General features: G+C 64.3%; 26 protein-coding genes. 18 read left to right on the top strand and 8 right to left on the bottom strand.

Annotated features, from left to right (window positions below; translation table 11 throughout):
* The first annotated feature begins 88 nt into the window (after positions 1-88).
* The 12 genes from O9320_13435 to alaS all read left to right on the top strand — a co-directional run bounded on the left by O9320_13435 (position 89) and on the right by alaS (position 13790).
* Positions 89-481, top strand: a complete 393-nt coding sequence (locus O9320_13435; protein ID MCZ8311848.1) for an integration host factor subunit alpha — start codon at positions 89-91, stop codon at positions 479-481.
* A gap of 36 nt (positions 482-517) precedes the next feature.
* Positions 518-1003 (top strand): MerR family transcriptional regulator, encoded by a 486-nt coding sequence (locus O9320_13430; GenBank protein MCZ8311847.1) that lies wholly within the window; start codon positions 518-520, stop codon positions 1001-1003.
* Positions 1004-1092: 89 nt separating this feature from the next.
* Entirely contained in the window at positions 1093-1587 is a 495-nt protein-coding gene (locus O9320_13425; protein MCZ8311846.1) for a flagellar basal body-associated FliL family protein, read from the top strand.
* Between the two features lie 178 nt (positions 1588-1765).
* Positions 1766-2305, top strand: coding sequence for a flagellar basal body-associated FliL family protein (locus O9320_13420; GenBank protein ID MCZ8311845.1), 540 nt, complete (start codon positions 1766-1768; stop codon positions 2303-2305).
* Between the two features lie 50 nt (positions 2306-2355).
* Positions 2356-3423, top strand: coding sequence for a flagellar motor switch protein FliM (fliM, locus tag O9320_13415; GenBank protein ID MCZ8311844.1), 1068 nt, complete (start codon positions 2356-2358; stop codon positions 3421-3423).
* The gene (locus O9320_13410) at positions 3423-3995 is read left to right on the top strand and encodes a DUF6468 domain-containing protein (protein MCZ8311843.1); all 573 of its coding nucleotides are present in this window, start codon (positions 3423-3425) and stop codon (positions 3993-3995) included. The genes fliM and O9320_13410 overlap by 1 nt, the downstream gene beginning before the upstream one ends.
* Positions 3992-4717 carry a hypothetical protein gene (locus tag O9320_13405; GenBank protein ID MCZ8311842.1) on the top strand — a complete coding sequence of 242 codons (726 nt, stop codon included), beginning with the start codon at positions 3992-3994 and terminating at the stop codon, positions 4715-4717. Before O9320_13410 ends, O9320_13405 begins: the two co-directional genes overlap by 4 nt.
* A 192-nt stretch (positions 4718-4909) precedes the next feature.
* Positions 4910-5296: a response regulator gene (locus O9320_13400; protein MCZ8311841.1), complete on the top strand. Its 387-nt coding sequence runs from the start codon at positions 4910-4912 to the stop codon at positions 5294-5296.
* Between the two features lie 124 nt (positions 5297-5420).
* On the top strand, positions 5421-6062 hold the full coding sequence (locus tag O9320_13395) for a protein phosphatase CheZ (GenBank protein ID MCZ8311840.1): 642 nt from the start codon (positions 5421-5423) through the stop codon (positions 6060-6062).
* 117 nt (positions 6063-6179) lie between these two features.
* Positions 6180-9512: a hypothetical protein gene (locus O9320_13390; GenBank protein MCZ8311839.1), complete on the top strand. Its 3333-nt coding sequence runs from the start codon at positions 6180-6182 to the stop codon at positions 9510-9512.
* A gap of 292 nt (positions 9513-9804) precedes the next feature.
* Entirely contained in the window at positions 9805-10830 is a 1026-nt protein-coding gene (gene recA, locus O9320_13385; GenBank protein ID MCZ8311838.1) for a recombinase RecA, read from the top strand.
* Between the two features lie 296 nt (positions 10831-11126).
* Positions 11127-13790 (top strand): alanine--tRNA ligase, encoded by a 2664-nt coding sequence (alaS, locus tag O9320_13380; GenBank protein ID MCZ8311837.1) that lies wholly within the window; start codon positions 11127-11129, stop codon positions 13788-13790.
* Between the two features lies 1 nt (position 13791).
* Here alaS and O9320_13375 read toward each other — a convergent pair whose 3' ends face one another.
* Together O9320_13375 and O9320_13370 are read right to left on the bottom strand one after the other, a co-directional pair.
* The gene (locus O9320_13375; GenBank protein MCZ8311836.1) at positions 13792-14283 is read right to left on the bottom strand and encodes a CoA-binding protein; all 492 of its coding nucleotides are present in this window, start codon (positions 14281-14283) and stop codon (positions 13792-13794) included.
* 2 nt (positions 14284-14285) lie between these two features.
* Positions 14286-15095, bottom strand: coding sequence for an enoyl-CoA hydratase (locus O9320_13370; protein MCZ8311835.1), 810 nt, complete (start codon positions 15093-15095; stop codon positions 14286-14288).
* A gap of 46 nt (positions 15096-15141) precedes the next feature.
* On the opposite strand from O9320_13370, the gene O9320_13365 reads away from it, so the two are divergent.
* From O9320_13365 to O9320_13340, 6 genes are all read left to right on the top strand, one after another.
* The gene (locus O9320_13365; protein ID MCZ8311834.1) at positions 15142-15567 is read left to right on the top strand and encodes a PaaI family thioesterase; all 426 of its coding nucleotides are present in this window, start codon (positions 15142-15144) and stop codon (positions 15565-15567) included.
* Positions 15568-15736: 169 nt separating this feature from the next.
* Complete coding sequence (gene rplM / locus O9320_13360) at positions 15737-16210, top strand: 50S ribosomal protein L13 (protein MCZ8311833.1); 474 nt, start codon at positions 15737-15739, stop codon at positions 16208-16210.
* Positions 16211-16287: 77 nt separating this feature from the next.
* Positions 16288-16737: a 30S ribosomal protein S9 gene (gene rpsI, locus O9320_13355; GenBank protein ID MCZ8311832.1), complete on the top strand. Its 450-nt coding sequence runs from the start codon at positions 16288-16290 to the stop codon at positions 16735-16737.
* A gap of 83 nt (positions 16738-16820) precedes the next feature.
* Positions 16821-17312, top strand: a complete 492-nt coding sequence (locus O9320_13350) for a GNAT family N-acetyltransferase (protein ID MCZ8311831.1) — start codon at positions 16821-16823, stop codon at positions 17310-17312.
* A gap of 31 nt (positions 17313-17343) precedes the next feature.
* Positions 17344-18276, top strand: coding sequence for an N-acetyl-gamma-glutamyl-phosphate reductase (gene argC / locus O9320_13345; protein MCZ8311830.1), 933 nt, complete (start codon positions 17344-17346; stop codon positions 18274-18276).
* Positions 18273-18785: a gamma carbonic anhydrase family protein gene (locus tag O9320_13340; protein MCZ8311829.1), complete on the top strand. Its 513-nt coding sequence runs from the start codon at positions 18273-18275 to the stop codon at positions 18783-18785. The genes argC and O9320_13340 overlap by 4 nt, the downstream gene beginning before the upstream one ends.
* Here the strand turns inward: O9320_13340 and O9320_13335 are convergent.
* From O9320_13335 to phaC, 6 genes are all read right to left on the bottom strand, one after another.
* On the bottom strand, positions 18779-19270 hold the full coding sequence (locus O9320_13335) for a hypothetical protein (GenBank protein ID MCZ8311828.1): 492 nt from the start codon (positions 19268-19270) through the stop codon (positions 18779-18781). The genes O9320_13340 and O9320_13335 overlap by 7 nt on opposite strands.
* Positions 19267-20295 (bottom strand): aspartate-semialdehyde dehydrogenase, encoded by a 1029-nt coding sequence (locus O9320_13330; protein MCZ8311827.1) that lies wholly within the window; start codon positions 20293-20295, stop codon positions 19267-19269. The genes O9320_13335 and O9320_13330 overlap by 4 nt, the downstream gene beginning before the upstream one ends.
* Before the next feature lie 89 nt (positions 20296-20384).
* Complete coding sequence (locus O9320_13325) at positions 20385-20846, bottom strand: GNAT family N-acetyltransferase (protein MCZ8311826.1); 462 nt, start codon at positions 20844-20846, stop codon at positions 20385-20387.
* Between the two features lie 32 nt (positions 20847-20878).
* On the bottom strand, positions 20879-22114 hold the full coding sequence (locus O9320_13320; protein ID MCZ8311825.1) for a DUF1501 domain-containing protein: 1236 nt from the start codon (positions 22112-22114) through the stop codon (positions 20879-20881).
* A gap of 8 nt (positions 22115-22122) precedes the next feature.
* Positions 22123-24099, bottom strand: a complete 1977-nt coding sequence (locus tag O9320_13315) for a DUF1800 family protein (protein ID MCZ8311824.1) — start codon at positions 24097-24099, stop codon at positions 22123-22125.
* An 81-nt stretch (positions 24100-24180) separates the two neighbouring features.
* Positions 24181-25971, bottom strand: a complete 1791-nt coding sequence (gene phaC / locus O9320_13310) for a class I poly(R)-hydroxyalkanoic acid synthase (protein MCZ8311823.1) — start codon at positions 25969-25971, stop codon at positions 24181-24183.
* Positions 25972-26044: the final 73 nt, after the last annotated feature.

Here is a 26044-nt window from a genome sequence, read left to right as displayed (position 1 = left end):
GCGCCAAACCTTTGTAATTGACCGCTTTAGGTCGCTGGGCTAGCATTTTGGCGATTTTGCGATTTTCAATCTCGGCCCGGAGAGCGGCATGTCGGAAACCACGGTTACGCGCGCGGATCTGGCGGAGGCGGTTTACCAGGAGGTCGGTCTGTCGCGAAACGATTCGGCCACCTTGGTCGAAACCGTGCTCGGCGAGATCGTCGATGCGTTGACGCAAGGCCAGACCGTCAAAATCTCGTCCTTCGGCAGTTTCTCGGTGCGTCAGAAGGGCCAGCGCGTCGGGCGCAATCCCAAGACTGGCGAAGAAGTGCCGATTTTGCCGCGCCGCGTGCTCGTGTTCCGCGCCTCGCACGTGCTGAAAAACCGCATCAATCGCTCGATGACCAAGGCGCAAGCGGCCCTCGGCGCTCCGGCTGGTGCTGCCGCATCCGTATCTGCGGCGCCGACACTTCCCCCCAAGGCCCCATTGGCCAAGGGCTAATCGGCGATGGCCGAGCCCTCTGCCGGGACACTCTCCATGGTCGCGCGGCGGTCGGCAAAATCGGCCGATGCTTTCCGTACTATCAGCGAGGTAGCGGGCGATCTTGAAGTGCCGCAGCATGTTCTGCGGTTCTGGGAAACGCGCTTTGCGCAAATCAAGCCGCTGAAGCGGGCGGGGGGACGACGCTACTACCGCCCCGAAGACATCGAGCTCCTGCGCCGCATTCGCGAGTTGCTCTACAAGCACGGCTACACGATCAAGGGCGTGCAGCGGCTGCTCAAAGACAATGGCCTCATCGAAGTGCCGACGCCTGCCCCGGTCGTTGCCGCGCCGCTTGCGCCCGCACCGGCACCTGTCCCCGTCGTTGCAGCGCCCACACCCGCCCCGGCAGCGCTGACCCGTGCGGCCGCCCCGATCAACGATCTGCCGCTGTTCGCACGTATGCCGGATCGCCCGGCCATCCTGGCAACGATCGAAGAGCTCGAAGCGCTCAAGAGATTGCTGCGCGCCCGCCGCAAATAGCGGTATTCGGCCAATGCGGCTAGAGTAGCGGCGCTGCGGGATTGCCGCAGCGATTCGTCCACCCCGGACGCCCGCCCAGGACCGCCCAAATGACCGAGCCAGCCGCCGACGGCGCCGACGCACCCAAGAAAAAGCTCTCGGGCAAAAAGCTGATCATAATTCTGATCCCGGTTTTGCTGCTGTTTGCCGGCGGCGGGGCGGCGTATTTCCTGGGCTTTATCGGCGGCAAAGAAGAGGTGGCGGAAGAAGCGGGTGAACCGCCGCCACCGCCACCGCCGCCGACCATGATCTATGCGATGCCCGACATATTGGTGAATCTGAATACCGCACCCACGGCGCGCGGCGCCTTCGTAAAGCTCACCTCGACCGTCGAGATCGTCGAAGAAGACCTGACGCCTTTCGAGGAGGCCTTGCCGCGCGTGATCGATACGCTGATCACATATCTGCGCGAGTTGCGGCCCGAGGATCTGCGCGGCTCGGCGGGCCTAATGCGCTTGCGCGAGGAGCTGCTCGCGCGTATCAAAATCAGCGCAGCACCTGCGCGCGTCAACGATGTACTGTTTCGCGAAATCTTGGTTCAATAGAAAGTTTTCGTGTATTTGTTTTTTGTAATCAATACTCTGTAGATTATACTTAATGTGATTTCTCGATGTCGATAACGACTTGTTAACCTTCTTGCGGCAATATTGTGCGGCAGTTTAGCTAAATCCGGGTAAGATTGAATCGACTGGATCGATTTTTCCGGATCGAAAAAGGCGGACCATGGCCGACGACGCAAAGATGGCTGGCGAGGACGGGGCAGCGCCGGAAGGCGAAGCGCCCAAGAAGAAGTTTCTGTCCGGCAAGATGCTGATCATTATCGGCGCCACCGTCTTGTTGCTGCTGGGCGGCGGTGCGGGTGCGTTCTTCTTCCTGTTCTCCGGCCCTAAGCCCGAGGAGCAGCATGCCGAAGCGGGCCCAGATGCGGCCCCGGCCGAACCCACCGGCCCGCAGAAAATCGTCTACTACAACATGCCCGATCTGCTCGTGAACTTGAATGCAGGCGCCGGTCGACGCACATCGTTCCTGAAACTTACGATGGCGGTCGAACTGCGCAGCATCGACGATGCGGGCGTGTTCGAAGCCAACCTGCCGCGCATCGTCGACAACTTCCAAATCTATCTGCGCGAATTGCGGCCGGAAGATCTGCGCGGCTCGTCAGGCTTCCTGCGGCTGCGCGAGGAACTGCTAACGCGCGTCCAGCTCGCCGCCGCACCTGCGCGCGTCAACGACCTGCTGTTTCGCGAAATGCTCGTCCAGTAATCGCCCGCCAGTAGCCTGCCCGCCGCATCCGCAAGACCCTTGAGGGAACGATGGCCGATCCGAAGAACATGTCCGACGAAGAGAAAATGGCCGCCGAATGGGCGTCCATGGAATCCGGCGGCGACGCAGGCGGGGCAGGTGCGGGCGACGCAACGGCGCGCGTGCTGAACCAGGACGAAATCGACTCGTTGCTCGGGTTCGACGGCGCTTCGGGCGGGGGCGACGGCACTTCGGGCATGCAGGCGATCATCAACAGCGCGCTCGTTTCCTACGAGCGCCTGCCGATGCTCGAAATCGTGTTCGACCGTCTGGTGCGAATGCTGACCACGAGCCTGCGCAATTTCACGTCCGACAACGTCGAAGTGTCGCTCGACGTTATCACCTCGACGCGTTTCGGCGACTATGTGAACTCCATTCCGCTGCCCGCCATGCTGGCCGTGTTCAAGGCCGAGCAATGGGACAATTTCGGCCTGCTGACGGTCGACTCCGCCCTCATCTATTCGATCGTCGACGTGCTGCTCGGCGGCCGGCGTGGTACGGCCGCAATGCGCATCGAAGGCCGCCCCTACACCACGATCGAGCGAAACCTCGTCGAACGCCTTGTTGCGGTCGTGCTCGGCGACCTTTCGGCCTCCTTCGATCCGATCAGCAAGGTCAATTTCCGCTTCGAACGTCTTGAAACCAACCCGCGATTTGCCACGATCGCGCGCCCGGCGAACGCCGCCATCATCGCCAAGCTGCGCATCGACATGGAAGACCGCGGCGGGCGCCTCGAGTTGCTGCTGCCCTACGCCACACTCGAGCCCGTGCGCGAAATGCTGCTGCAGCAGTTCATGGGCGAAAAATTCGGCCGCGACTCGATTTGGGAAGGCCACTTGGCCACCGAATTGTGGGCGACCGACGTCGATATCCATGCGGTCGTGGACGAGCAGGTGATGACGCTGCAGGACGTGCTCGATTTTCGCGTCGGTACGCGCTTCATGCTGAACGCGACACCTGAAAGCGAAATCATGGTGCTGTGCGGGCCCGAGCGGTTGTTCCGCGGCCGCATGGGCCGCCGAGGCCAGAACGTCGCCGTGATGATCGAGCGAAAAATCAACAAATACGAGGAAGGCTGATGAGCTTGGAACTGGCGCTCAATCTGGTCCTGGCGGTTTTGTTGGTCGCCGTCATCGTCTATGCGATGCGCCTGCACAAGCGCTTGGGCGCTTGGCGCGACGGCAAGGCCGAACTCGATCGTGCCGCAACCCAATTCGCCAAGGCCGCCGAGCGCGCGGAAGCGGCGGTGGCCGAACTCAAAATGGCGAGCGAAGCCTCCGGGCGGCTGCTCGAAGACCAGACGCGCACGGCGCTCGCACTCAAAGACGATCTTGAAATGCTCGTCGCCCGCGCAGCCCCCGCCGCCGACGAATTGCTCGACCGCCTGCAGGCCCGGCCCGCGACCGCACCGGTCGCGGTTGCCATGCCCGAGCCGCGCGCGCAAATGGCGCCCCAACCGACGTCGCTTGGGGCGGCTGCCGCACGCGTGCCGCTGCGCGCGGCTGCGACCTCCGTTGCGCCCGCGGCGATCGAGCGCGCGCAAGAACGTTCGCCGGTGCGCTCGATGGCCGAGCAGGAATTGCTGCGCGCGATTGCCGACCGTCGCAAGGGCGCGACCCCGGCGGCACAAGCTGGAGCGCGCGGCGCATGAAGATTTTCGAACGTATCCGGCTGCTGCCGGTTCTCATTCTCGTCGGCGTGCTGATGCTGGGCTTGCGGCTCGGCAATCTCGGCAGTGCGGTGGCCCAGCAATCGCCGAGCCCGCAGCGTGCGTCCATACCCGCCGCACCCGCACCGGGTCCGCGCGCCGCCCCGCAGGCGACGATGCCGCCCGTGCAGTTCGCCCAAGCCCAATCTACGCAAGGAGCGCCGGCCGCCGAGCCGCCCGCGCGCACGCGCGCAGGCAGCGTGCAACCCGACGGCGAGCGCACGTTTAGCCCCGGCGAACTCGACGCGCTCGAGGATCTCGCCAAGCGCCGCGAGGAGATTGACCGTCGCGAGGCCGAGCTTGAGCAGCGCGAAGCGATCCTGCAGGCCGCCGAACGGCGCATCCAACAGCAGGTCGACGAACTCAAAGGCCTGCAAACGGCCGTCCAAAGTGCCATCGCCAAATACGACGACCAGGAACAAGCCCGTCGCCAAAGCCTCGTGCGCATGTTCCAGAACATGAAGCCGACGGAAGCGGCGCGCATTTTCGAACAGATGGAACTGCCGATCCTGCTCGAACTGGTCGAGGCTATGAACGAGCGCCGTGCGGCCCCGATCCTGGCGCAGATGAACCCGATCCGGGCCCAGCAGATCACGGCCGAGCTTGCCCGCCGCCGCCAGCCCGGCAACCAGCCCGCTTCGCAGATCCCCGCACGGGCGGGGTGAAACTTGCCGGGCAGGGCAACGGCCGCAAACATTCCGGTCGTGCAAAGAGGGGCTTTACCTCGACCGAAGGCTCTATTAGTAAGCTTTTAACATTCATCGTCTAAGGATGGGCACTGCGGCGGTCTGCCCGGTCGGGTTGGCCCGGCTGAATTCGGCAGCATCCGCTATCGCGTCAGGGGTAGGAGAAACTAGATGGCCGTCGATCTTCGTATGAACGTTCTCATCGTCGACGATTACAAGACGATGCTGCGTATCGTGAAAAACCTTCTCAACCAGATCGGTTTCACGAGCGTGGACGAAGCGGAAGATGGTTCGTCTGCGCTCGCGAAGATCCGCCAGAAAGAATACGGCCTGATCATATCGGACTGGAACATGCAGCCGATGACCGGGCTGCAGCTGCTGCAGGAAGTGCGCGCAGACCCCAAGCTCAAGCACATCCCGTTCATCATGGTCACGGCCGAAAGCAAGACCGAGAACGTGGTCGCGGCCAAGCAGGCGGGCGTCAACAACTACATCGTCAAGCCCTTCAATGCCGGAACGCTGAAAGGCAAGATCGCGACCGTGTTGGGCGACTTCTAAGCCCAACTGGCACGGATCGACCACGGACCCGAGCGCGGGAAGGGGCGAAGCGGTGGCAAAAACCAATAAAAAGAAGAAAGCCGCAGCGACCAAAAAGGCCGTTGTGACGAAAAAACCGGGGCGGATGCAGCGCGCAAAAAAGGCTGCAAAAGCACCGGCGCGCAAGCTGGCACCTTCCAAAATGCCTGCCCGCAAAAAGCCGCTCTCGAAGAAGTCCGCGGCGAAGAAGCCCGCGGCAAAGAAGCCGAAGGCCGCCGCTGGCTCGGCAGTCAATAGTGGCATTGCGCGCCTCGGCCTCATTATCGCGCACGCCAAACGTGATTTGGCAGCCCTGCAAGCCCAAGAGATCGGGCGCACGCATCTGCCGACGGCCGGCGACGAACTCAGCGCCATCGTCGGGGCCACCGAGTCTGCGACCAACGCCATCCTGGACGCGGTCGAGCGCATCGAGAAGACGGCGCGCGCCATGCCGGGCGATGCGACGGCTGCCATCACGCAGGACGTGACGGCGATCTACGAAGCCTGCAATTTCCAGGACATTACCGGCCAGCGCATTTCCAAGGTCGTCTCGGTTCTCAAGGAAGTCGATACGACCGTGGCGGAATTGTTGGCCACGCTCAACCTGCCCAAAGTGGATCTGTCGCAAGTATCGGCGGCCGCGTCGAAGCCAAAGCGAACCGGCGACGAAGCGTTGCTGAATGGCCCGCAAGCGCCCGGCGGGGCGCCAAATCAAGCGGATATCGACGCGCTGTTCGACAAGGCCTGAGCAAACGCTTAGAATCGTCTGTCGATTCGGGCACTTAGCTCGAGCCGGGCGGCGGCTGGTGTAGACTGGCAGGTCATTTCGGCCGAGGCAGGACAGCAAACAGGTACGCGCAACGCGATGGCGACGCGAAACCATTGGCACGCACGCGCACGGGCAGGCCGCTTTGCGGCAATTCTGCTGGCGTTGACGTGCCTGGGCGTTGCCGAGCTTGCTGCGCAGACCGCACCCTGGCGCAGTTTTCCGGCATCGCCTGAAGCCGGGAGCCCCGCCGCACCGAGCTTCCCGCCGCCGTCGAATTTTCAAGCACCTGCACCGCAAGCGCCAGCCCCCCAGGCGCCCGCTCCGGGGGCAGCAATTGCACCGCCGCCGTGGGCCTCCGCACCGGCGAGTGCGCCGCCGCCGTTTGCACCCCCAGAGCCGGGACCGGCGGCTGCCGCCCCCGCTGCGCGGCCGCCGTCGGCTGCACCTTCGGCAGCACCGGCGGGCGCACCACCGGTTGCGAGCGTTGCCGTACGCTTCGGCAACAATCCCGGATTCGATCGCGCGGTGTTCGATTGGCCCGAAGATATCGACTATCGCATCGAGCAGAACGGGCGCACCGCAACGATGACATTCGGCGCCCCCGTGGCGCTCAATCAAGCGGCGATCGCGGCCGGGTTGCAGGCATCGACCTCGGCAGTGCGCGCGGCGCGCACGGCCGACCGCACGACGCTCGAAATGACGCTCAACGACAATGTCGGCTTGCGGCATTTCCGCGCAGGTCCCCGCGTCGTGCTCGATCTGGTGCGCGACGGCTCGATCCCGACCGACCGGCCGACGACGCAACTCGTGCAATTGCCCACGCCGGCACAAGCCCAAGCCGCCCAAGCGGCGCAAAACCAAGCGGCCACAAACCAAGCGCAGGCGCGCCAACCCGCATCTGCTGCACAGGCGTCGGCGGCGGCAAACCAAGCGGCCCGTCGGCCGGGCACGCCGGATTTCGAAGCGCTTGCCCAGCAAGCGCAGGCATTGGGGCTGAGCCAGCCTGCCGCTCCGGCGGCTGCAGCGCGCTCGGCCGCCGCCAATCTTGTGGCGCTCGGCGGACGCGTGCCCGTCGAGGTCACGCGCGAGGAGAATTTCGACGCACTTCGCTTCGGCTTCAGCGAGCCCATCGGGCTCGCCGTGTTCGGGCGCGGCCAATATTTGTGGATCGCGTTCGACAAGCCGGTCGATCTCGATCTTACCGTGCTGCAGGACGGGCCGCAGATGCGCGACATGCTGGGCGAGGTCGAACTCGTCGAAAGCCAGGGCACCGTCGTTCGCATGAGCCCGCGCAATGGCGCTTATGCGCTCGTCCGGCGAGACGGAGCGGCCTGGGTCGTCGAGCTTGGCCGCCTGCCGCGCCGGCCCGAGAAGCCGCTGCAGATCGTGATCCGCAATCCCGACACGCCGGCCGATGCACGCGTGTCGATCGAAATGGAAGGGGCGCAGAACGTGCTGCGTCTGCGCGATCCGGAAATCGGCGACGAGCTTGCGATCGTGCCGACGGCGGTCGCAGGGATCGGGCTTGCCGACACGCGCCGCTATCCGCAATTCCAAATCCTCGGCAGCATGCAAGGCGCCGTCGTGCGACCCGACGACGACACGATCGCCGTGCGCCCGCTCGGCACGGCCGTCGAAATCTCGTCCTCGCGCGCCCTGTTCGTGACCGCGCCCACCGCGATCGGCACGCCGGGTGCTCCGCCCTTGCGCCAGGGCGCATTGCTCGATCTTGCGGCGTGGCAGCGGGGCGGGCCTGCGAAGTTCAACGAAGACCAGCCCGCACTTGAGCGCGCCATCGCGGCAAGCCGTCCGGGCGATGCGCGTAACCTTGCACGGCTCGATTATGCGCGCTTCATGTTCTCGCACGGGCTGTTCGCTGAAACCAATGCGATGCTGCGCCTGATCGGCGAGGAGCGCCCGCAACTGCTCGACGGGCCGCAGAACCGCGCCATGCGCGGCGTGGCCGAGCTCTACAGCGGCAATCTCGACGAGGCGGCGCGCTGGCTCAACCATTCGAGCCTCGACCAGGAGGGCGAAGCTGCCATGTGGCGTGGTGCTCTCGCGATGGCGCAGAACGATCCGCAAGCGGCGTTGCTGCAGTTCGACCGCGCCACCGACGTCTCGAGCCGCTTCCCCCGACTGTTCGCCAATCGCCTGGGGCTTGCGATCGCCGAGGCGCGCATCGAGGGCAAGGAACTCGACGTGGCCCAGCGCCGCATCGAGCAGGTTCTGGCGTCGAACCCGAGCCGCGGCGACCAGGCGCGCGCCGACTATCTGCGTGGGCGCATCGCGCTCGAACGCGGCGACGAGCGTGCGGCGCTTGCCGCGTGGCGCACGCTGTCGTTGGGCACGGTCACGCGCGCGCGCGTGCAGGCCGAGCTTGCGCGCGTCGAGCTGCAATCCAGCAAGGGCGAGATCACGCCGCAGGAAACCGTCGCGGCCCTCGAGCGGCTGCGCTTTGCATGGCGCGGCGACGAGCTTGAATTCGAGATCCAGCGCCGTCTGGGCAAGGCGCAGCTGGCAACCGGCGATTTCCGCCAGGGGGTGCGCACATTGCGCGAAACGGCCGAGCGCTTCCCGCAGGCGCGCGACCGGCCCGAGCTTGAAAACGACGTGCGCGCCGAGTTCCGCAAGCTGTTCTTGAGCGGCGGGGCCGACGGCATGTCGCCCGTGGCCGCGATCGGTCTGTTCGAGGACTATCGCGATCTCGTGCCGATGGGCCCCGAGGGCGACGAGATGGTGCGCAAACTCGTCGAGCGCTTGGTCGCGGTTGATCTGCTCGATCGGGCCGGCGAATTGCTCGATCATCAGATGCGCAACCGCCTGCAAGGCCAGCCGCGCGCGGAGGCGGGGGCACGGCTTGCCGCGATCCGATTGCTCGACCGCAAGCCGCAGCTCGCCCTCGAAGCGCTCGACGCATCCGACGGGGTGGGCGAGTCCGCCACTGTCCGGCGCGAGCGCGGGCGTTTGGCGGCACGCGCTTTGGCCGATCTGGGGCGTGCACCCGACGCGTTGGCGCGGCTCGAGGGCGATACCGGCAGCGATGCCGATCTGCTGCGCGCCGAAATCGCTTTGCGCACGCGTGCTTGGCCCGCTGCCGCCCAAGCGCTCGAGCGCCTCGTCGGCGCGCCGCCTGCCGCCAACCAACCCTTCGAAGACAATCGCGCGCGCCAGACGCTGCATCTGGCCGTGTCGCTGGCCCTCGCGGGCGACGATGCAGGGACAGCACGCCTGCGCGAGCGATTCGGCCCCGCCATGGCCCGTTCGCCCTATGCCGAGGTATTCCGCGTGCTCACGGCCGACAAGGCGGGGGCCACCCCCGACATCGCGTCCATCGCCGCACGCGTTTCCTCGCTTGCGCCGTTCGAATCTTTCATGTCGGGCTATCGCCAGCGTCTAGCCGGCCCCGCCAAGCCCGCGACCGGCTGATCTTCAAAAAAATCGTCAAACGGTACGATTTTCCCCTTGTGTTCTAGAACAAAGTTGGTACTCTGTGCTCACGGTGCGGGGCCAAGGCGGTTTCGCACCGGGATGCTTCTGGGAACAAATAAAGTACTCAAGGTATCGACGAATTTTACGGCGCGTTATTTCGGCGAATGGTCAAACGGCGTTTGCGATGGGGCGTTGGCCTTACGCAACCGCCCCTGATATGGAGGGTGTGAGGATGTCTTCAGTTACAGCGTTGCGGTCGTCTCCGAAGGAGTCGAACGAGAAGGACAGCATGGACAAGAACAAGGCACTTGAAGCGGCCCTGAGCCAGATCGAACGTTCGTTCGGCAAGGGCTCGATCATGAAGCTCGGCGCGCGCGACCAGACGGTCGCGGCCGAAGTCATTTCGACGGGTTCGCTGTCGCTCGATATTGCACTCGGCATCGGCGGCCTGCCCAAGGGCCGCATCGTCGAGATCTACGGGCCGGAAAGCTCGGGTAAGACGACGCTCGCCCTGCACGCGATCGCCGAAGCGCAGAAGGCCGGCGGTACCTGCGCGTTCGTCGATGCCGAACATGCGCTCGATCCGGGCTATGCGCGCAAGCTCGGCTGCGACGTCGACAATCTGCTGATCTCGCAGCCGGACGCGGGCGAACAAGCGCTCGAAATCGCCGATACGCTGGTACGTTCGGGTGCGGTCGACGTTCTCGTCGTCGACTCGGTTGCGGCCCTGGTACCTCGCGCCGAACTCGAAGGCGAAATGGGCGACAGCCACATGGGCTTGCATGCGCGCCTGATGAGCCAGGCGCTGCGCAAGCTCACGGGCTCGATTTCGCGCTCGAACACGCTCGTGATCTTCATCAACCAGATCCGCATGAAGATCGGCGTGATGTTCGGCAACCCTGAAACGACGACGGGCGGCAACGCGCTCAAATTCTACGCGTCCGTGCGTCTCGACATCCGCCGTATCGGTGCCATCAAGGACCGCGAAACGATCGTCGGCAACCAGACGCGCGTCAAAGTGGTCAAGAACAAGATGGCCCCGCCTTTCAAGGTCGTCGAGTTCGACATTATGTATGGCGAGGGCGTGTCCAAGACGGGCGAGCTCATCGATCTCGGCGTCAAGGCGGGCGTGGTCGAAAAGTCGGGCGCTTGGTTCTCCTACGACGGTACACGCATCGGCCAGGGCCGCGAAAACGCGCGCACCTATCTCAAGGAACATCCCGAGGCGGCCGCCGCCATCGAGGCTGCGATCCGCGGCAATGCCGGCAACGTCGCCAGTGCCATGATCGCTGAACCCGGCGGCGGGGAAAGCTGAGTTCCAACCTCTAAAGCCTGCCCGGACGGGCAAGGGGAGAGTGGCCCCGAACCCGTCTGGTGTGTGACCCTGTTTCCGAAGACTTCGTTTCCGACGACGCAATTGCCGCCCCGGATCGCCCGTACCGCTTAATCGGCGGTCGGCGGGTCCTTCCCGGGCCAAAACGGGTCGGCTGTCGCATAAGCCCGAAGTGCCGCGACCGCCGACCCGTCTTTCGTTTCCCGTCGCTAGACACCCCGCCGCCGCGAAGCTACATCTAGGCCCCTTTTCGAAGAGCCTGGAGCGAGCCTGTCCCGATGACGAGTGCAAGCGACGTCCGCAAGACCTTCCTCGACTATTTCGCCAAGAACGGCCACCAGGTAGTGGCGTCGTCGCCGCTGGTGCCGCGCAACGACCCGACCTTGATGTTCACCAATGCCGGGATGGTGCAGTTCAAGAATGTCTTCACCGGCCAGGAGAAGCGCAGCTATGTGCGCGCGGCCACGTCGCAAAAATGCGTGCGCGCGGGCGGCAAGCACAACGATCTCGAGAATGTCGGCTATACGGCCCGGCATCACACCTTTTTCGAGATGCTCGGCAATTTTTCGTTCGGCGACTATTTCAAGGAACAGGCGATCGAACATGCCTGGACGCTGATCACCAAGGAATACGGCCTGCCCAAGGATCGGCTCAGCGTCACCGTCTACCACGACGACGACGCGGCGGCCGGATTCTGGAAGAAGATCGCAGGCCTGCCCGAAGAGCGCATCATCCGCATTGCGACGTCGGACAATTTCTGGGCCATGGGCGATACGGGGCCCTGCGGCCCGTGCTCGGAAATCTTCTTCGACCACGGTCCCAAGGTCGCGGGCGGCCCGCCGGGCTCGCCCGACGCCGACGGCGACCGCTTCATCGAGATATGGAATCTCGTCTTCATGCAGTTCGAGCAGATTTCGGCGAACGAGCGCGTCTCCTTGCCGAAGCCGTCGATCGACACCGGCATGGGCCTCGAGCGCATCACGGCCGTGCTGCAGGGCAAGCACGACAACTACGACATCGACCTCATGCGCCGCATCATCCTCGCCTCGGCCGACGCTTCGGGCGTTGCCGCCGACGGGCCGCACGCGGTCTCGCATCGCGTGATCGCGGACCATCTACGCTCGGCCTGCTTCCTGATTGCGGACGGCGTGCTGCCGTCCAACGAAGGTCGCGGCTACGTACTGCGCCGGATCATGCGCCGCGCCATGCGCCATGCGCACATCATCGGCTGCAAGGAGCCGTTGATGCACCGGCTTGTGGCGACCCTCGTCGATGCGATGGGCCAGGCCTACCCCGAGCTCGTGCGCGCAAGTGCCCTTGCAAGCGAAACGCTGAAGCTCGAGGAAACGCGCTTCAAGCAGATGCTCGAACGCGGCCTGCGCCTGCTCGATGAGTCCGCCTCGTCGCTCGGCAAGGGCGACCGCCTGGCGGGCGAAGTCGCCTTCAAGCTCTACGACACCTACGGCTTCCCGCTCGACCTCACGCAGGACGTGCTGCGCGGTCGCGGCGTGGGCGTGGATACCGACGGCTTTGCCGCCTCCATGGAAGCGGCAAAGGCCGAGGCGCGCAAAAGCTGGGCGGGGTCGGGCGAAGTCGCGGGCGAGCGCGTCTGGTTCGAGCTGCGCGAAAAGGTCGGTGCGAGCGAGTTCCTCGGCTACGACACCGAAGCCGCCGAAGGCAAGATCGTGGCCCTCGTTGTGGACGGCAAGGAAACGGACGCCGCCAAGCAGGGCGACGCCGTGTGGCTGGTCGCCAACCAGACGCCGTTCTACGGCGAATCCGGCGGCCAGACGGGCGATGCCGGTGCCGTCTTCACGGCCGCCGGGGCCGAGATCGCGATCGAAGATGTGCAAAAAATGGCGGGCGACGTGTTCGCGCATATCGGTCGCGTCGCCAAAGGCAGCGTCAAGGTCGGCGACTTCGCCGAACTGCGCGTCGACGGCGCGCGCCGCGACCGCACGCGCGCCAACCATTCCGCGACGCACCTGTTGCACGAAGCCTTGCGTCGTCGCTTGGGCGACCATGTGACGCAGAAGGGCTCGCTCGTTTCGCCCGACCGCCTGCGCTTCGATATCTCGCAGCCCACGCCGCTGACAGCCGACGACATTGCGGCGGTCGAAGACGACGTCAATCGTCGTATTCTCGAAAACCAGGATGTCGCCACGCGTCTGATGACTCCGGATGCTGCGGTCGAAGCGGGTGCACTTGCTTTGTTCGGCGAGAAATACGGCGAGGAAGTGCGCGTCGTCTCGATGGGCTATGCGCGCGGCAATGCCGAGGAAAAGCCTTTCTCGACCGAATTGTGCGGCGGCACGCATGTGCGGCGGACGGGCGATATCGGCTTGTTCAAGATCGTGTCGGAAGGTGCGGTCGCCGCCGGCGTGCGGCGCATCGAGGCGGTCACAGGCGAGGGTGCGCGTGCATATCTCGGCGAGCAGACGCGCCTGTTGGCCGATGCCGCGAGCATTGCCAAGACCGTGCCAGCCGATGTGCCGGCACGTCTGGCGGCCTTGCTCGAGGAACGTCGGAAACTCGAGCGCGAATTGGCCGATGCGCGCCGCGCATTGGCCGTGGGCGGTGGCGGCGCTTCGGCGGGCGGCGGGGTCGAGCAGGTCGGCAGCCTCAAATACGCGGCACGCAAACTCGACAACACGCCCGCGCGCGAACTCAAAGCCACGGCCGACGAGCTCAAAAAGCAGATCGGCTCGGGCGTCGTCGCTCTCGTGTCGATCGAAGACGGCAAAGCCTCGCTCGTCGTCGCCGTCACGGAAGATGCGGTCGCCAAGGTGAGTGCGGTCGATCTCGTGCGCATCGGCGTTGCCGAGCTCGGCGGCAAAGGCGGGGGCGGGCGCCCGGACATGGCGCAAGGCGGCGGGCCCGACGGTGCCAAGGCCGATGCGGCCCTGGCCGCCATCAAGGCAGCGGTCGCGGCGAAAGCCTAAATCAGGCGCGCCGGACGATCTTGGCGCGCTTGGACGAGATCAGGCCCGAATTGATGCCGCCCCACGAGAGTTCGCCGCTCAAGCGGCCGAACTCGATTTTGGGGCAACGATCCATCACGACTTTGAGGCCGGCCGCCTCGGCTTTGGCGGCGGCCGCATCGTTGCGCACGCCCAATTGCAGCCACAGCACCTTGGCGCCGATCGCGATCGCCTCGTCGGCGATGGGGCCGACATGTTCGGAGGCGCGGAACACGTCCACCATATCGACCGGCACGTCGATGTCTTTGAGCGACGCGCGCACAGTCTCGCCGAGCAGCTCTTGGCCCGCCGAGGCCGGATTGACCGGGATCACGCGATAGCCTTTGAGCTGCAGATATTTCATCGCGAAATAGCTCGGCCGCGTCCAATTGGTGCTGGCCCCGACCATCGCGATCGTCTTGGTCTCGCGCAGAATGCGGCGAATGAAGCCGTTGTCGTAGTCGAGGGGTTCCATGGTCACTTTCCCTGCCACACGGGTTGGCGTTTTTCGATGAAGGCGTCGATGCCCTCTTCGGCGTCGCGCGCAAGCATGTTGCGCGTCATGGTTTCGCTTGCATAGGCGTAGGCTTGATCGAGCGACATTTCGGCCTGCGCGTAGAACGCCTCTTTGCCGATCGCGAGCACGTAGGGCGACTTGGACGCGATCTGTGCTGCAAGCGCTTGCGTCGCGGCTGCGAGATCTTCGGGTGCGACCACGCGATTGACGAGGCCCAGCGCCTTCGCCGTTGCGGCATCGACAAGGTCGCCCGTGAGCAGCATTTCCATCGCGGCCTTGCGACTCACGGCACGCGACAAAGCGACCATCGGCGTGGAGCAGAAGAGCCCGATATTGACCCCCGGTGTTGCGAAGCGTGCATCGGCGGCCGCTACCGCGAGGTCGCAGCTTGCCACGAGCTGGCAGCCGGCGGCTGTGGCAACGCCGTGCACGCGCGCGATTACGGGCTTGGGCAGGCGCACGATCGCCGTCATCAGCCGCGAGCATTGCGCGAACAGTGCTTCGTAATTCTGCCGCCCCGGATTGGCGCGGATTTCCTTGAGATCGTGGCCCGCACAGAAGACCGGCCCCGCCGCCGCGAGGATCACGGCTTTGATATTCGCGTCGCTGCGAATGTCGGACAAAGCGGCTTCAAGCTCGGTCATGAGCCCAAGCGACAGCGCGTTGCGCGCGGCCGGGCGATTGAGCGTCAGGGTCGCGACATGTTCGCGATCTTCGCGCAGCAGGATCGGCGTTGGAGGTGTCGGGGAAGGGTTGCGTGTCGGGTCCATCGTCGGGCACTTTGCTTTGGTTCGCCGCCGCAAGCAAGGACGCGCCATGAGCCGCATCACCAAAGCCGAAATCGCCGACATCGTCGCCAAAGCGTTGCCCTTTGCCGAAATGCTCGGACCCGAAATCGAGAAACTTAAAGCGGGCGAGGCCCTTGTGCGCATGCCGTTTAAGCCCGATTTCATCCGGCCGGGCGGCACCATCTCGGGGCCGGCAATGATGGGGCTCGCCGATTTCACGATGTATGTGGTGGTGATGAGTCTTGTGGGCCGGGTCGAGCTTGCGGTCACGACCAATCTCAACATCAATTTCCTGCGCAAACCCGCCCAAAAGGACATGCTCGCACATGGACGCGTCCTCAAACTCGGCAAGCGTTTGGCCGTGCTTGAAGTGACGCTGACGTCGGTGGGATCTGAGGAGCCGGTCGCCCACGTAACGGGGACCTATTCGATTCCGCCAAGAACCGACGAATAATGCTCTAGAACATCGGGTTAGGACGCGGTATTATAGTACGCATACGTCAATGCTATTGAATTATATAGGGTTTTAGACGTTGACTTGGTCGCCGCGAAAACAGATATTCGCGCGCCTTCGGTCCGGTGGACCAAAGACGAAGTCGAACCCGAAAGAAACGAGCCAACCCATGTCGACCCCCAATTTGACGGTGGCAGAGGCAAAAGACAGCAAGAAGTGGATCCTGATCGATGCCGAAGGCGTCGTGCTGGGTCGTCTGGCGTCGTTTGTCGCGATGCGCCTTAAGGGCAAACACAAGACGAGCTTCTCGCCGCATCTGGATGCGGGCGATTTCGTCGTCGTCGTGAATGCCGAGAAGATCCGCATGACGGGTCGCAAGATGGAAAACGAAGTTTTCTATTGGCACACCGGACATCCGGGCGGCGTCAAGGAAATCACGCCGAAGGCAACGCTCGCCGGCAAGCATCCCGAGCGACTGCTCGAGCGTGCGGTCGAGCGCATGATGAAGAAGGACAGCCCGCTCGCGCGCCGTCAGATGACGCATCTCAAGATCTATGCCGGTGCCACGCACCCGCACGAAGCCCAGAACCCGACCAAGGTCGATTTTGCGGCGATGAATCCGAAGAACAAGAGGAGCGCCTAAGCATGGCTGAACCCCGTACGGAACGCAGCGAAAAGCCGAAGGCGAAGCCCGCCGGCCGCACGCTGGCCGATCTGTCGATGGCGGCTGCTTCGGCTGCCGTGCAAACGTCGGCCACCGTCGCCGCCCCCGAGCGCGACAAGTTCGGCCGCTCCTACGCCACCGGCAAGCGCAAGAATGCCGTGGCCCGCGTCTGGATCAAGGCCGGCACCGGCAAGATGATCGTCAACGGCAAGGACCTCAACGCGTATTTCGCGCGTCCGGCTCTGCGCATGATGATCAACCAGCCCTTCTCGGTTGCCGCACGCGTCGGTTCGTTCGACATTTGGTGCACGGTTGCCGGCGGCGGCCTGTCGGGCCAGGCCGGTGCGGTGCGCCATGGCATCTCGAAGGCCATGACCTACTACGAACCGGAACTGCGTCCGGCTCTCAAGCATGCGGGCTTCCTCACGCGCGACAGCCGCGTGGTCGAGCGCAAGAAGTACGGCCGCCACAAAGCGCGCCGCAGCCACCAGTTCTCGAAGCGCTAATCGAGACTTCCCATCGCCGCTTCGGCGGCGGAAGGACGAGAAGGGCGCCCCATCGGGCGCCCTTTTTGGTTTGAGGGTTCGACATGTTGAAGGTTGCGATTGTTCCGTTCGATGCTGCCGACCGCGATGCCGTGGCAACCCTTGTCGTCGCCATCCAACGCGACGAATTCGGCGTGCCGATCACCTACGAACAGCAGCCGGATCTGCAGGACCCGATCGCATTCTTCTGCCGCGACGGCGGCGGCTTTTGGACGGCAAAGACCGACGGGGGCGATATCGTCGGCACGATCGGCCTTACCGTGTTTGCGCCCGGCCAAGCGGCACTGCGCAAAATGTTCGTGCACGCCGATTATCGCGGGCGCGCGCACGGCGTTGCCCAGATCTTGCTCGACACGCTGCTGTCACATGCGCGTGCCACAAATCTCGCAAGTGTGTGGCTCGGCACGACCGAGTTTTTCAAGGCGGCTCATCGTTTCTACGCCAAAAACGACTTCGCGGAAGTCGATGCGGCGCAACTGCCGCCGAGCTTTCCGCGCATGACGCCAGATACGCGGTTTTTCAGAATCGATCTTTGAGCTAGAGTGGACGGGCAAGGGAGTGCGTTTTATGGACAGTGCGACATTGACGCGGACCATCTTTATCGACGGCGAAGCCGGCACCACCGGCCTCGGCATCGCCCAGCGTTTGGCTTCTCTCAGCGGCGTCGCCGTGAAGAGCATCGCGCCCGAAAAGCGCAAGGACGCCGAAGCGCGCCGCGCCATGATGGCGTCGGTCGATCTCGTTGTGCTGTGCCTGCCCGACGATGCGGCCAAGGAATCCGTCGCTCTGGCTGACTCGCTGGGGGCCAAGTCGCCGAAGATCGTCGATGCGAGCACGGCCTATCGCGTCGATCCCAATTGGACCTACGGCTTTGCCGAAATGGCGCTGGGCCACGAAGCCGCCATCCGCAACGCAACGCGCGTGTCCAATCCGGGCTGCTATCCGACCGGCGGCATTGCGCTCTTGCGCCCGCTTGTCGATGCCGGCCTGCTGCCCGCGGACTTCGCCGTCAGCGTCAATGCCGTCAGCGGCTATTCGGGCGGCGGCAAATCGATGATTGCGGCTTACGAAGCCAAAACCGCACCCGACTTCGAGTTCTACGGGCTCGGGCTTGCCCACAAGCACGTGCCCGAATTGCAGAAATACTCGAAGCTCGCGACCCGGCCGATCTTCGTGCCGTCGGTCGGCAATTTCCGCCAGGGCATGCTGGTGAGTGTACCGCTGCATCTCGACGTGTTGCCGGGCAAGCCCAAGGCGGCCGATCTGCGGGCAGCCCTCGAACAGCGTTATGCCGGCAGCAAGCTTGTGTCGGTGCAGCCGGCGGAAGCCAGCGGCAAGATCGAGCCGCAAGCGCTCAACGACAGCGACCGGCTCGAGCTGCGGGTGTTCGCCAACGAAACGCATCGCCAAGCCGTCCTCGTGGCGCGGCTCGACAATCTCGGCAAGGGTGCGTCGGGTGCGGCCGTGCAGAACATCAAGCTGATGCTCGGCCTCGAATGATCAAGCGCTATCGCGATTGGACGCCCAAGATCGACGGTTCGGCTTTCGTCGCCGAAAACGCCGTCGTGATCGGCAATGTCGAGATCGGTGCTGGCAGCGGCATTTGGTACAATGTCGTGCTGCGCGGCGACGTGCACGACATCCGCATCGGCGCCGACACAAATATCCAGGACGGCACAGTCGTCCATTGCACGCGCGGCAAGTTCGGCACCTACGTGGGTTCGCGCGTGACGGTCGGGCACATGGCCGTGCTGCATGGCTGCACGATCGAAGACGACGCGTTTGTCGGCATGAAGGCCTGCGTGATGGACGGGGCGGTCGTCGAAAGCGGAGCGATGGTTGCCGCCGGCGCGTTGGTCACCCCCGGCAAGCGCGTGAAGAAGGGCGAGCTCTGGTCGGGCAGCCCCGCCAAATTGATGCGGCTTTTGAGCCCCGAAGAAGTCGCCTTTTTCGGCATTTCGGCGCGCCACTATGCCGAGATGGCGGCCGAATACAGAGCCGCTCAGTAGCGCTCTTCGGCGAGGCGTTTGAGGATTTCGTTGATCGCGGCGAGCGCTTTGTCGGTGAGCGGGGTCACACTCGTATTGGCGCTGTCGACCTCGCGGGCCATGCGCTCCCAATCGGGCAGCGACTGCGCGAGCTGGCCCAACGATTGGCCCAATAGCATCGTTTCGTCTTCGAGGCCCAGCGAGCAGGTGACCCAAGCCGACGAGGCGTCGCCCTCGCGGGTGCGGATGGCCAAGCATCGCGGGCCCTGTTCGGAAACATAGCGGGCCGACTGCACGGCCGCCGTCAGCACCTGGTCGGTGGCGCGCCACCAATCCGCGGCATAGGCGGGGCCGAATTGTTTTTCGACAAGCGACGTCGCGACATCGCTTTTGAGACGGGCGAGTGCGTCGGCGAGATCGCCTTGCACGAGCGGGGCGACTTGCGCCCCGGCCGCTGCGGCATGCGCAACGCATGCAACAACGGCCAAGGCGGCAAGGCGGTTCATGCGGCTTTGCGCAGGCTCGGCAGAACGCTTTCGGCGATCTGCACGGCGTTGAGGGCTGCCCCTTTGAGGAGCTGATCGCCGACGCAGAAGAAGTCGAGCCCGTTCGCGCCGAACACGAGGCTTTCGCGAATGCGGCCAACTTCCACGTCGTCGCTGCCCGTGGCGGTCAGCGGCATCGGGTAGAGCTTGGCGGCCGGATCGTCGACGAGCTTCACGCCGGGGGCGTGCTTCAGCACTTCGCGCGCCGTTGCAGGCGTCACTGGCTTCAGCGTTTCGATCGTCACGGCTTCGGAGTGCGCGCGCAAAGTGGGGATGCGCACGGCCGTGCAGCTTACGAGCAGCTCGGGCAGGCCCATGATCTTGCGGCTTTCCCACACGACCTTCATTTCTTCCTTCGTGTAGCCGTTGGGCTGGAAGACGTCGATATGCGGGATCACGTTGAAGGGCAGCGGGTGCGCGAACACCTTGTTCTCGGCCTTGGTGCCGGCGGCCCAGCTGCGCAAACCGTCTTCGAGTTCGCCCATGCCTTCGGCACCGGCACCCGACGCGGCCTGGTAGGTCGACACGATCACGCGCTTGAGACCGAAGGCCTGGTGCAACGGGTAGAGCGCCATCACGAGCACGGCGGTCGTGCAGTTTGGATTGGCGATCAGGCGATGGCCCGTGGCGGCGGCCGCGTTGATCTCGGGCACAACGAGCGGGATCGCTTCGTCGTAGCGGAAGGCCGACGAGTTATCGATCACGATCGAGCCTTGGGCCGCGATCTTCGGCGCAAATTCCTTGGCGAATTCGCCCGAGACGGCCATCAGCACGAAGTCGACGCCCTTGACCGCATCGAGCGAGAATTCTTCGATCGTTTTTTCGCCGTATGGCGTGGCGACTTTTTTGGAGGCCGAGCGCGCCGAGGCAAGAAGTTTCAACGTCGCAACCGGGAAACGCCGGTTGTGAAGAACCTTCACCATCTCGATGCCGACAGCGCCGGTGGCGCCGACGATGGCGACCGAAAGGCCGCGTGCGTCGCTCATAGTCCTGTGCTCCTCTTTAAACAAAACGGGCGGCTTTTATAGGGCATTTCGCGCCGGAATGCCAGACCGAGCGCCTTAGTCTCTGGCTGTCATTTGAGTTCGAGCTTCATGCCTTCATGGCTCGCCGCGAACCCGAGTGACGTGTAGAAGCGCCGCGCGTCGAGGCGGCTTTTGTCGGTCGTCAATTGCACGGTGCCGCACCCGCGACGCCGGCATTCCGCGATTGCCCATTCGATCATTTTTCGCCCGAGGCCGCCGCCGCGATGGTCGGCCGAAATGCGCACGCTTTCGATCTGGCCGCGCCACGTGCCGATCTTCGAAAGCCCCGGGATAAAGGAAATCTGCAGACAGCCGACAACCGCGCGCTCGCGTTCGGCAACGGCGAGGAGCTGATTGCCGTCGGCGTCGATCGCGGCAAAGGCGGCGACGTATTTGGGGTTGGGCGGATCGCGAACGTCTTCGCGCGCCCGGCCCAGCACGTCGTCTGCAAGCAGCTTTACGATGGCGGGCACATCGGCGCCGGTGGCGCGACGAAAGATTGTCTCGGTCATGTCCGACTTAAAGCACGGTCGCCGCGAGGGAGCTAGACGTTTGCCGTGCGAACCATCCGCAACGGCTGGTGCCCTTGGCGGACTAGGAAATTGTCGGGCTGGCCCCACCAATCGGCGATGACGCTCGCGTAGACCTGGCGGAAATCGAGCGTGGCTTTGAGGTCGCCCTCGTCGAGATCGGCGAGGTTGGGGACCGCCCCCTTGAAGCCGCCATCGACCGATCCGCCGAACGCGAACAAGGGCGCGGCCGTGCCGTGGTCCGTGCCGCGCGACAGGTTTTCGCCCACACGGCGGCCGAACTCGGAGTAGGTCACGACCAGCGTGTCGTTCCAGCGCCCCAATTCCTGCATCGAACTGCGGAAGGCGGCGAGTGCGTTGGCAAGGTTGGTCAACAGCCGGGCATGGCGCGGGCGCTGGTCGGCGTGCGTGTCGAAGCCGCTCAACGTGACTTTCCACACCGGAATATCCACACCGTCGGCAATGAGGTCGGCAGCGATGGCAAGGCTGCGCGCCAACGGGTCGCCGGCAAAGCGTCGGCTGAAACGCTCGCGGCCCGAGAGTTTGCGCCGCACAGCCTCGGCCGCCGCCACTGCCTCGTTCTGCGTTCGCACGAGATGGCGCAAGGCGGGCGTGACATCGCGACGGGCCGCGAGGCTCTGCATGCTTTCGGCTTGGGCGAGGAATTGGCGCGGTTCGCGCATCGTCACAAGCCGCGTGTCGGGGCCGGCCAGCGGACCGATATTGCCAACGCCCAAAACGATCGCGTCGGCGTCGGCATTGCGCTTCGAAAATTCCGAATGGCCGCGCAAAGCTTGCGTGACCCACCCTTCGTCGCCGTAGCGGTCGCTGCCGGTGGCCTGTTCCCAAATCTCGATCGAGCGGAAATGCGAACGGTTGGGCTTGGGATAGCCGACCGAATGAAAGACGGAAAGCTCGCCGCGCTCGAGCGGATCGACCAGCGGTTTTAGCGATGGATGGAAGGCGATCTCTTGCGTCACGTCGAGCGCTTCCTGGGCGTCGATCGCAAGCCCGCCGCGCAGGCGACGGTAATTGGCGTCGGCGATCGGGATGACCGTGTTGAGCCCGTCATTGCCGCCTTGCAGCTCGACCAATACGAGGATGCGATTGCGCACCGGCCCTGCAACGCCGGTCGAACGCGGAACGCTCGGGCGTGCAGTAACCGGCGGTGCAACGGCGGCGTTTTGTGGGCCTGTGCAGGCGGCAAGCAGACTGCCTGAAGCGGCAACGAGGAATTTGCGGCGATCCATGGGCGCTCTCACATCAGCTGATAGGCGGGATCGAACAGAAGACTGCGCAGGCGGCTTTCCGCGTCGCCCTCGGCCGGTCGTGCGACCGGCGGCAGCGGCATCAGCGAATGCCAGGTGCGGCCGGGCGTTTGCCAATCGGCGGGCAGCGACGCAAGCCACGCCTCGGCCGACAGATTGACTTTTCGGTCGATGCTGGCGGTTGGATCGACCGGACGGCGGCTCGGCGCCATCATCCCCGGCGCCATCATATTTGCAGCCATCATATTCGGCGCCATCATGCTGCCGTTCATCGCCTCGACATCCATGCCGGCCGGGCGGCCTTTCCCGGCGGCTTTGAGGGCGGCGATGTCCAGCGTGAGCGTCGAATTGCAGTAGAGGTCGCCGGGACGCTGGTTGCGGCAATTGGGGTTCGAGCTCTCTTGCTGGCCTTCGCGGGCAGGATAGACGCGGCCCTCGACCTCGATCCATTCGACGAACAGATTGCGGTCGCCGCGCTTGACGCCGTTGGCATCGACCGGTGCGGCAGCATCGTTGTCGAAGGCGATGCTGACGGCGGCAACGGGACGGTCGACCGGAAACGACAGCACGCGCCAGACCCAGTCGTTGCGGTCGGGCAAAGTGCCGAACTTGGCGCTGTCGGTCGCGAACTCGATGTCCCGTGCCGCAACGACATGATCGCCGTTGATCTTGACGACCATGTGCGGGCCCCCGCGATAGGCATCGCCCGCCACACGCAGGCTGATCGTTTGCACGCCCTCGGCGGGGCGCGCGGGCACGAGGCTGCGCGTGTCGAGCAGGCGGCCCAGAATGTCGTAGCGCGCCACAAGGCTTGCGGGCGTGATCCACAGCGAGCCGCCGGGCCAGCCTTTGACGTTTGGCGGCTCGAACAGGTCCTGGCCGAGGCGCCGGCCGTGCACGGGCAGGGCCTGCAGATCGACGACCGGCAATCCCAAATCGCGATAGGCGCCGACGATCATCGCAACCGGCGACTTGATCAACGTGCCGCGATTGGCCGGCGCCCAGAACGCGTCGGACAGGAACAGCCGCCGCAAGCCCGGCTTGATCTGGTAGCCGCTGGTGCGGATCGCGTCGGCCACCGCCGCGATCTCGGCGGCGGGCGGGGTTTCGGTCGATACGAATTCGCGCCACAGCTTTTCGGCGACGAATTCGGCCGTGCGTTTCTGGGCCAGCAGAATGCGCGCGACGTCGTCGCCGTCGTCGGCGCGCACGCCGAAAATGCGTTTGCTGCTTTCGTCGTGCATGCCTTGCACGAAGCGATAGCCGAAATCGCTCGTGCGCTCGATCGTGCGGCCGGTGAGCGCGCGGGCGGTTTCCTTGATGTCGGCCTCGGCATAGTTGCCTTCGCCGAGCGTGAACAGCTCGAGCAGTTCGCGGGCCAGATTCTCGTTGGGCCGGCCTTTGCGGTTGGTGTGGTTGTCGAGATAGCGCAGCATGATCGGATCGCGAAGGATCTCGCGCAGCAGGGTCTCGAAGCTGCCTGTCGCTTCGCGCCGGAACAACGCATGCTGGTTCCAGATGCGGTGCACGTTGAAACCCACGCCTTCGAAATTCGAGACGAAGTGGTTGTGCCAGAACAGCGCCATGCGCTCGGTGAGCGGCGACGGTGTGGCGATCATTTCGGCGTACCACCAGGCCTTCAGCGTCTGCATTTCGTCGCGACGGGCTTGGATAAAGGGCTGGCGCTGTTCTTCGCGCATGTCGGGGAAGTCGCGATAGCGCGGCCAGGGTTCGGCGAGAAAGCCTGGCGGCGGCAGGGTCGGCGAATTGCGCGTTTCGGCGAGCAGGCGGTCGATTGCGGCGGCGCGATCGAGCGGGGCAAGCTTTGCGATATCGGCGGGCGAAGCGCCGAAGCCGGTGCGCTGCAGGAGATGGCGGGCTTCGTCGAGCGGCAAGGCCGCCGCCGGCAGGCTCGCGACCGCCGCGAGTGTGGCGACGATGCACAGTTTTGCCCAAAATTTCGCCATCCGAAACCTCCAACGAAAACCCCGCCGGTTAAGGCGGGGCGGAACGCAAGACAACGACCGAAAACACGATTGTATTCTACACTACTGTGCCTTCACTTTCACGTAGCTTCCGGGGGCCGCTTCGATAACGGCGAGCTTGCTGTCGCCGGGCGTTCGTGCGGGCACCATGCCGCCGCCATGGCCCTTGGCCCATTCGTCCCACAGCGGCCACCATGAGCCTGGTTTTTGGGTTGCGGTCTCGAGCCATTGTTCGGGTTTGCGCGGCAGCTTGTCGTTGACCCAATGGCAGTACTTGCCGGCCGCCGGCGGATTGACCACGCCCGCAATGTGCCCCGAGGCCGCAAGGCAGAAGGTCGTCGGTCCGGCATAAAGTTGGGTTGCTGCGTAGGTCGATTTCCACGGGGCGATATGGTCTTCGCGCGTCGACAGAATGAAGACCGGCATGTCGATCTTGGTGAGGTCGATCTTGGTGCCGAGCAGCTTGACCTTGCCGCGCGACAGCCGGTTCTCCTGGTACATCTGCCGCAGATAGAAGGAATGCATCGCGGCCGGCATGCGCGTCGAGTCCGCGTTCCAGTAGAGCAGGTCGAACGGGAACGGCTCCTTGCCCATTAGATAATTGTTCACCACGAACGACCAGATGAGGTCGTTGGCGCGCAGCATGTTGAAGGTCGTTGCCATGTCCGCGCCTTCGAGATAGCCGCGCTCGTGCATCTTCTCTTCGAGGGCCGCCAACTGCTCCTCGTCGATGAAGACCGACAATTCGCCGGCCTCTTCGAAATCGACCATCGTCGTGAAGAACGTCGCCGAGGCGATGCGCTTGTCGTTCTTGACGGCCATGTAGGCGAGGGTGGATGCGGTCAGCGTGCCGCCGAGGCAATAGCCGATGATGTTCACGAGCCGCTCGCCCGTCGCCGCTTCGATCGCGTCGAGGGCCGCAAGCGGGCCCTTGGTCATGTAGTCGGCGAAGGTGGCGTCGGCGAGTTCGGAGTCCGGATTGACCCACGAGATCACGAACACCGTGTGCCCTTGCGCAACTGCCCACTTGATGAACGAGTTCTTTTCGCGAAGATCGAGGATGTAAAATTTGTTGATCCAGGGCGGCACGATCAGCAGCGGCGCCTTCACGACGTCTTCGGTCGTGGGCTTGTACTGCAGGAGCTGCATGAGGTCGTTCTGGAACACGACCGAACCCGGCGTGACGGCGATGTTCTCGCCAACCTTGAAGGCCGCCATGTCGGTCATGCGGATCTGCAGCTTGCCCTTGCCGCGCTCGAGGTCGCCCAGCAGGTTCGACAGCCCCTTGACGAGATTTTCCCCGCCCGTCTCGAGCGTTTCGCGAAGCACCTCGGGATTGGTCATCGCGAAATTGGACGGCGCCATCGCGTCGACGAACTGACGGGTGTAGAAATCGACCTTGCGCGCCGTCTTGTCGTCGAGCCCTTCGACCTCGCGCACCGTGCCCTGCAGCCAGCGTGCGGACAGCAGATACGACTGCTTGATGAAGTCGAACACGTAGTTTTCGTCCCACAGCGCGTCCTTGAAGCGGCGGTCTTCGGTCGTCGGCTGCACGACGGGCTGCGAGGTTTCGCCGAGCATCTTGCGCGTCGTCGACTGCCACAGCGACATGTAGTCCTGCCACAGCGAGAACTGCGCCTGCATGAGCTTGGCCGGGTTGGCCATCATGCGCGCGGTCATGTCGAAAAACGCCTGGCCCAAATTCAGCGGATCGGGATTGCCGAACTGCATCGGCGTCTGGCGCTGGAGAAACTCGGCGACCAGATGTTGGCTCTGCTCGGCAATGTGCGCCATCATGCGCGACATTTCGACCGGGTCCGGCAGTTTGACGTCGCGATCCGGCTTATCGGCCATAGTTTCTTCTCTCCTTGGCGGCGAATTCGAACTCGATTATAACGAGTTCGATGACGTTTTTGTCGAAGTTACG

Origin of the sequence: Magnetospirillum sp., assembly GCA_027532905.1 — a bacterium.
Lineage (GTDB): Bacteria > Pseudomonadota > Alphaproteobacteria > CACIAM-22H2 > CACIAM-22H2 > Tagaea.
Note: the sequence above shows the minus strand (reverse complement) of the source record. Positions and strands in the feature narration are given on the sequence as shown.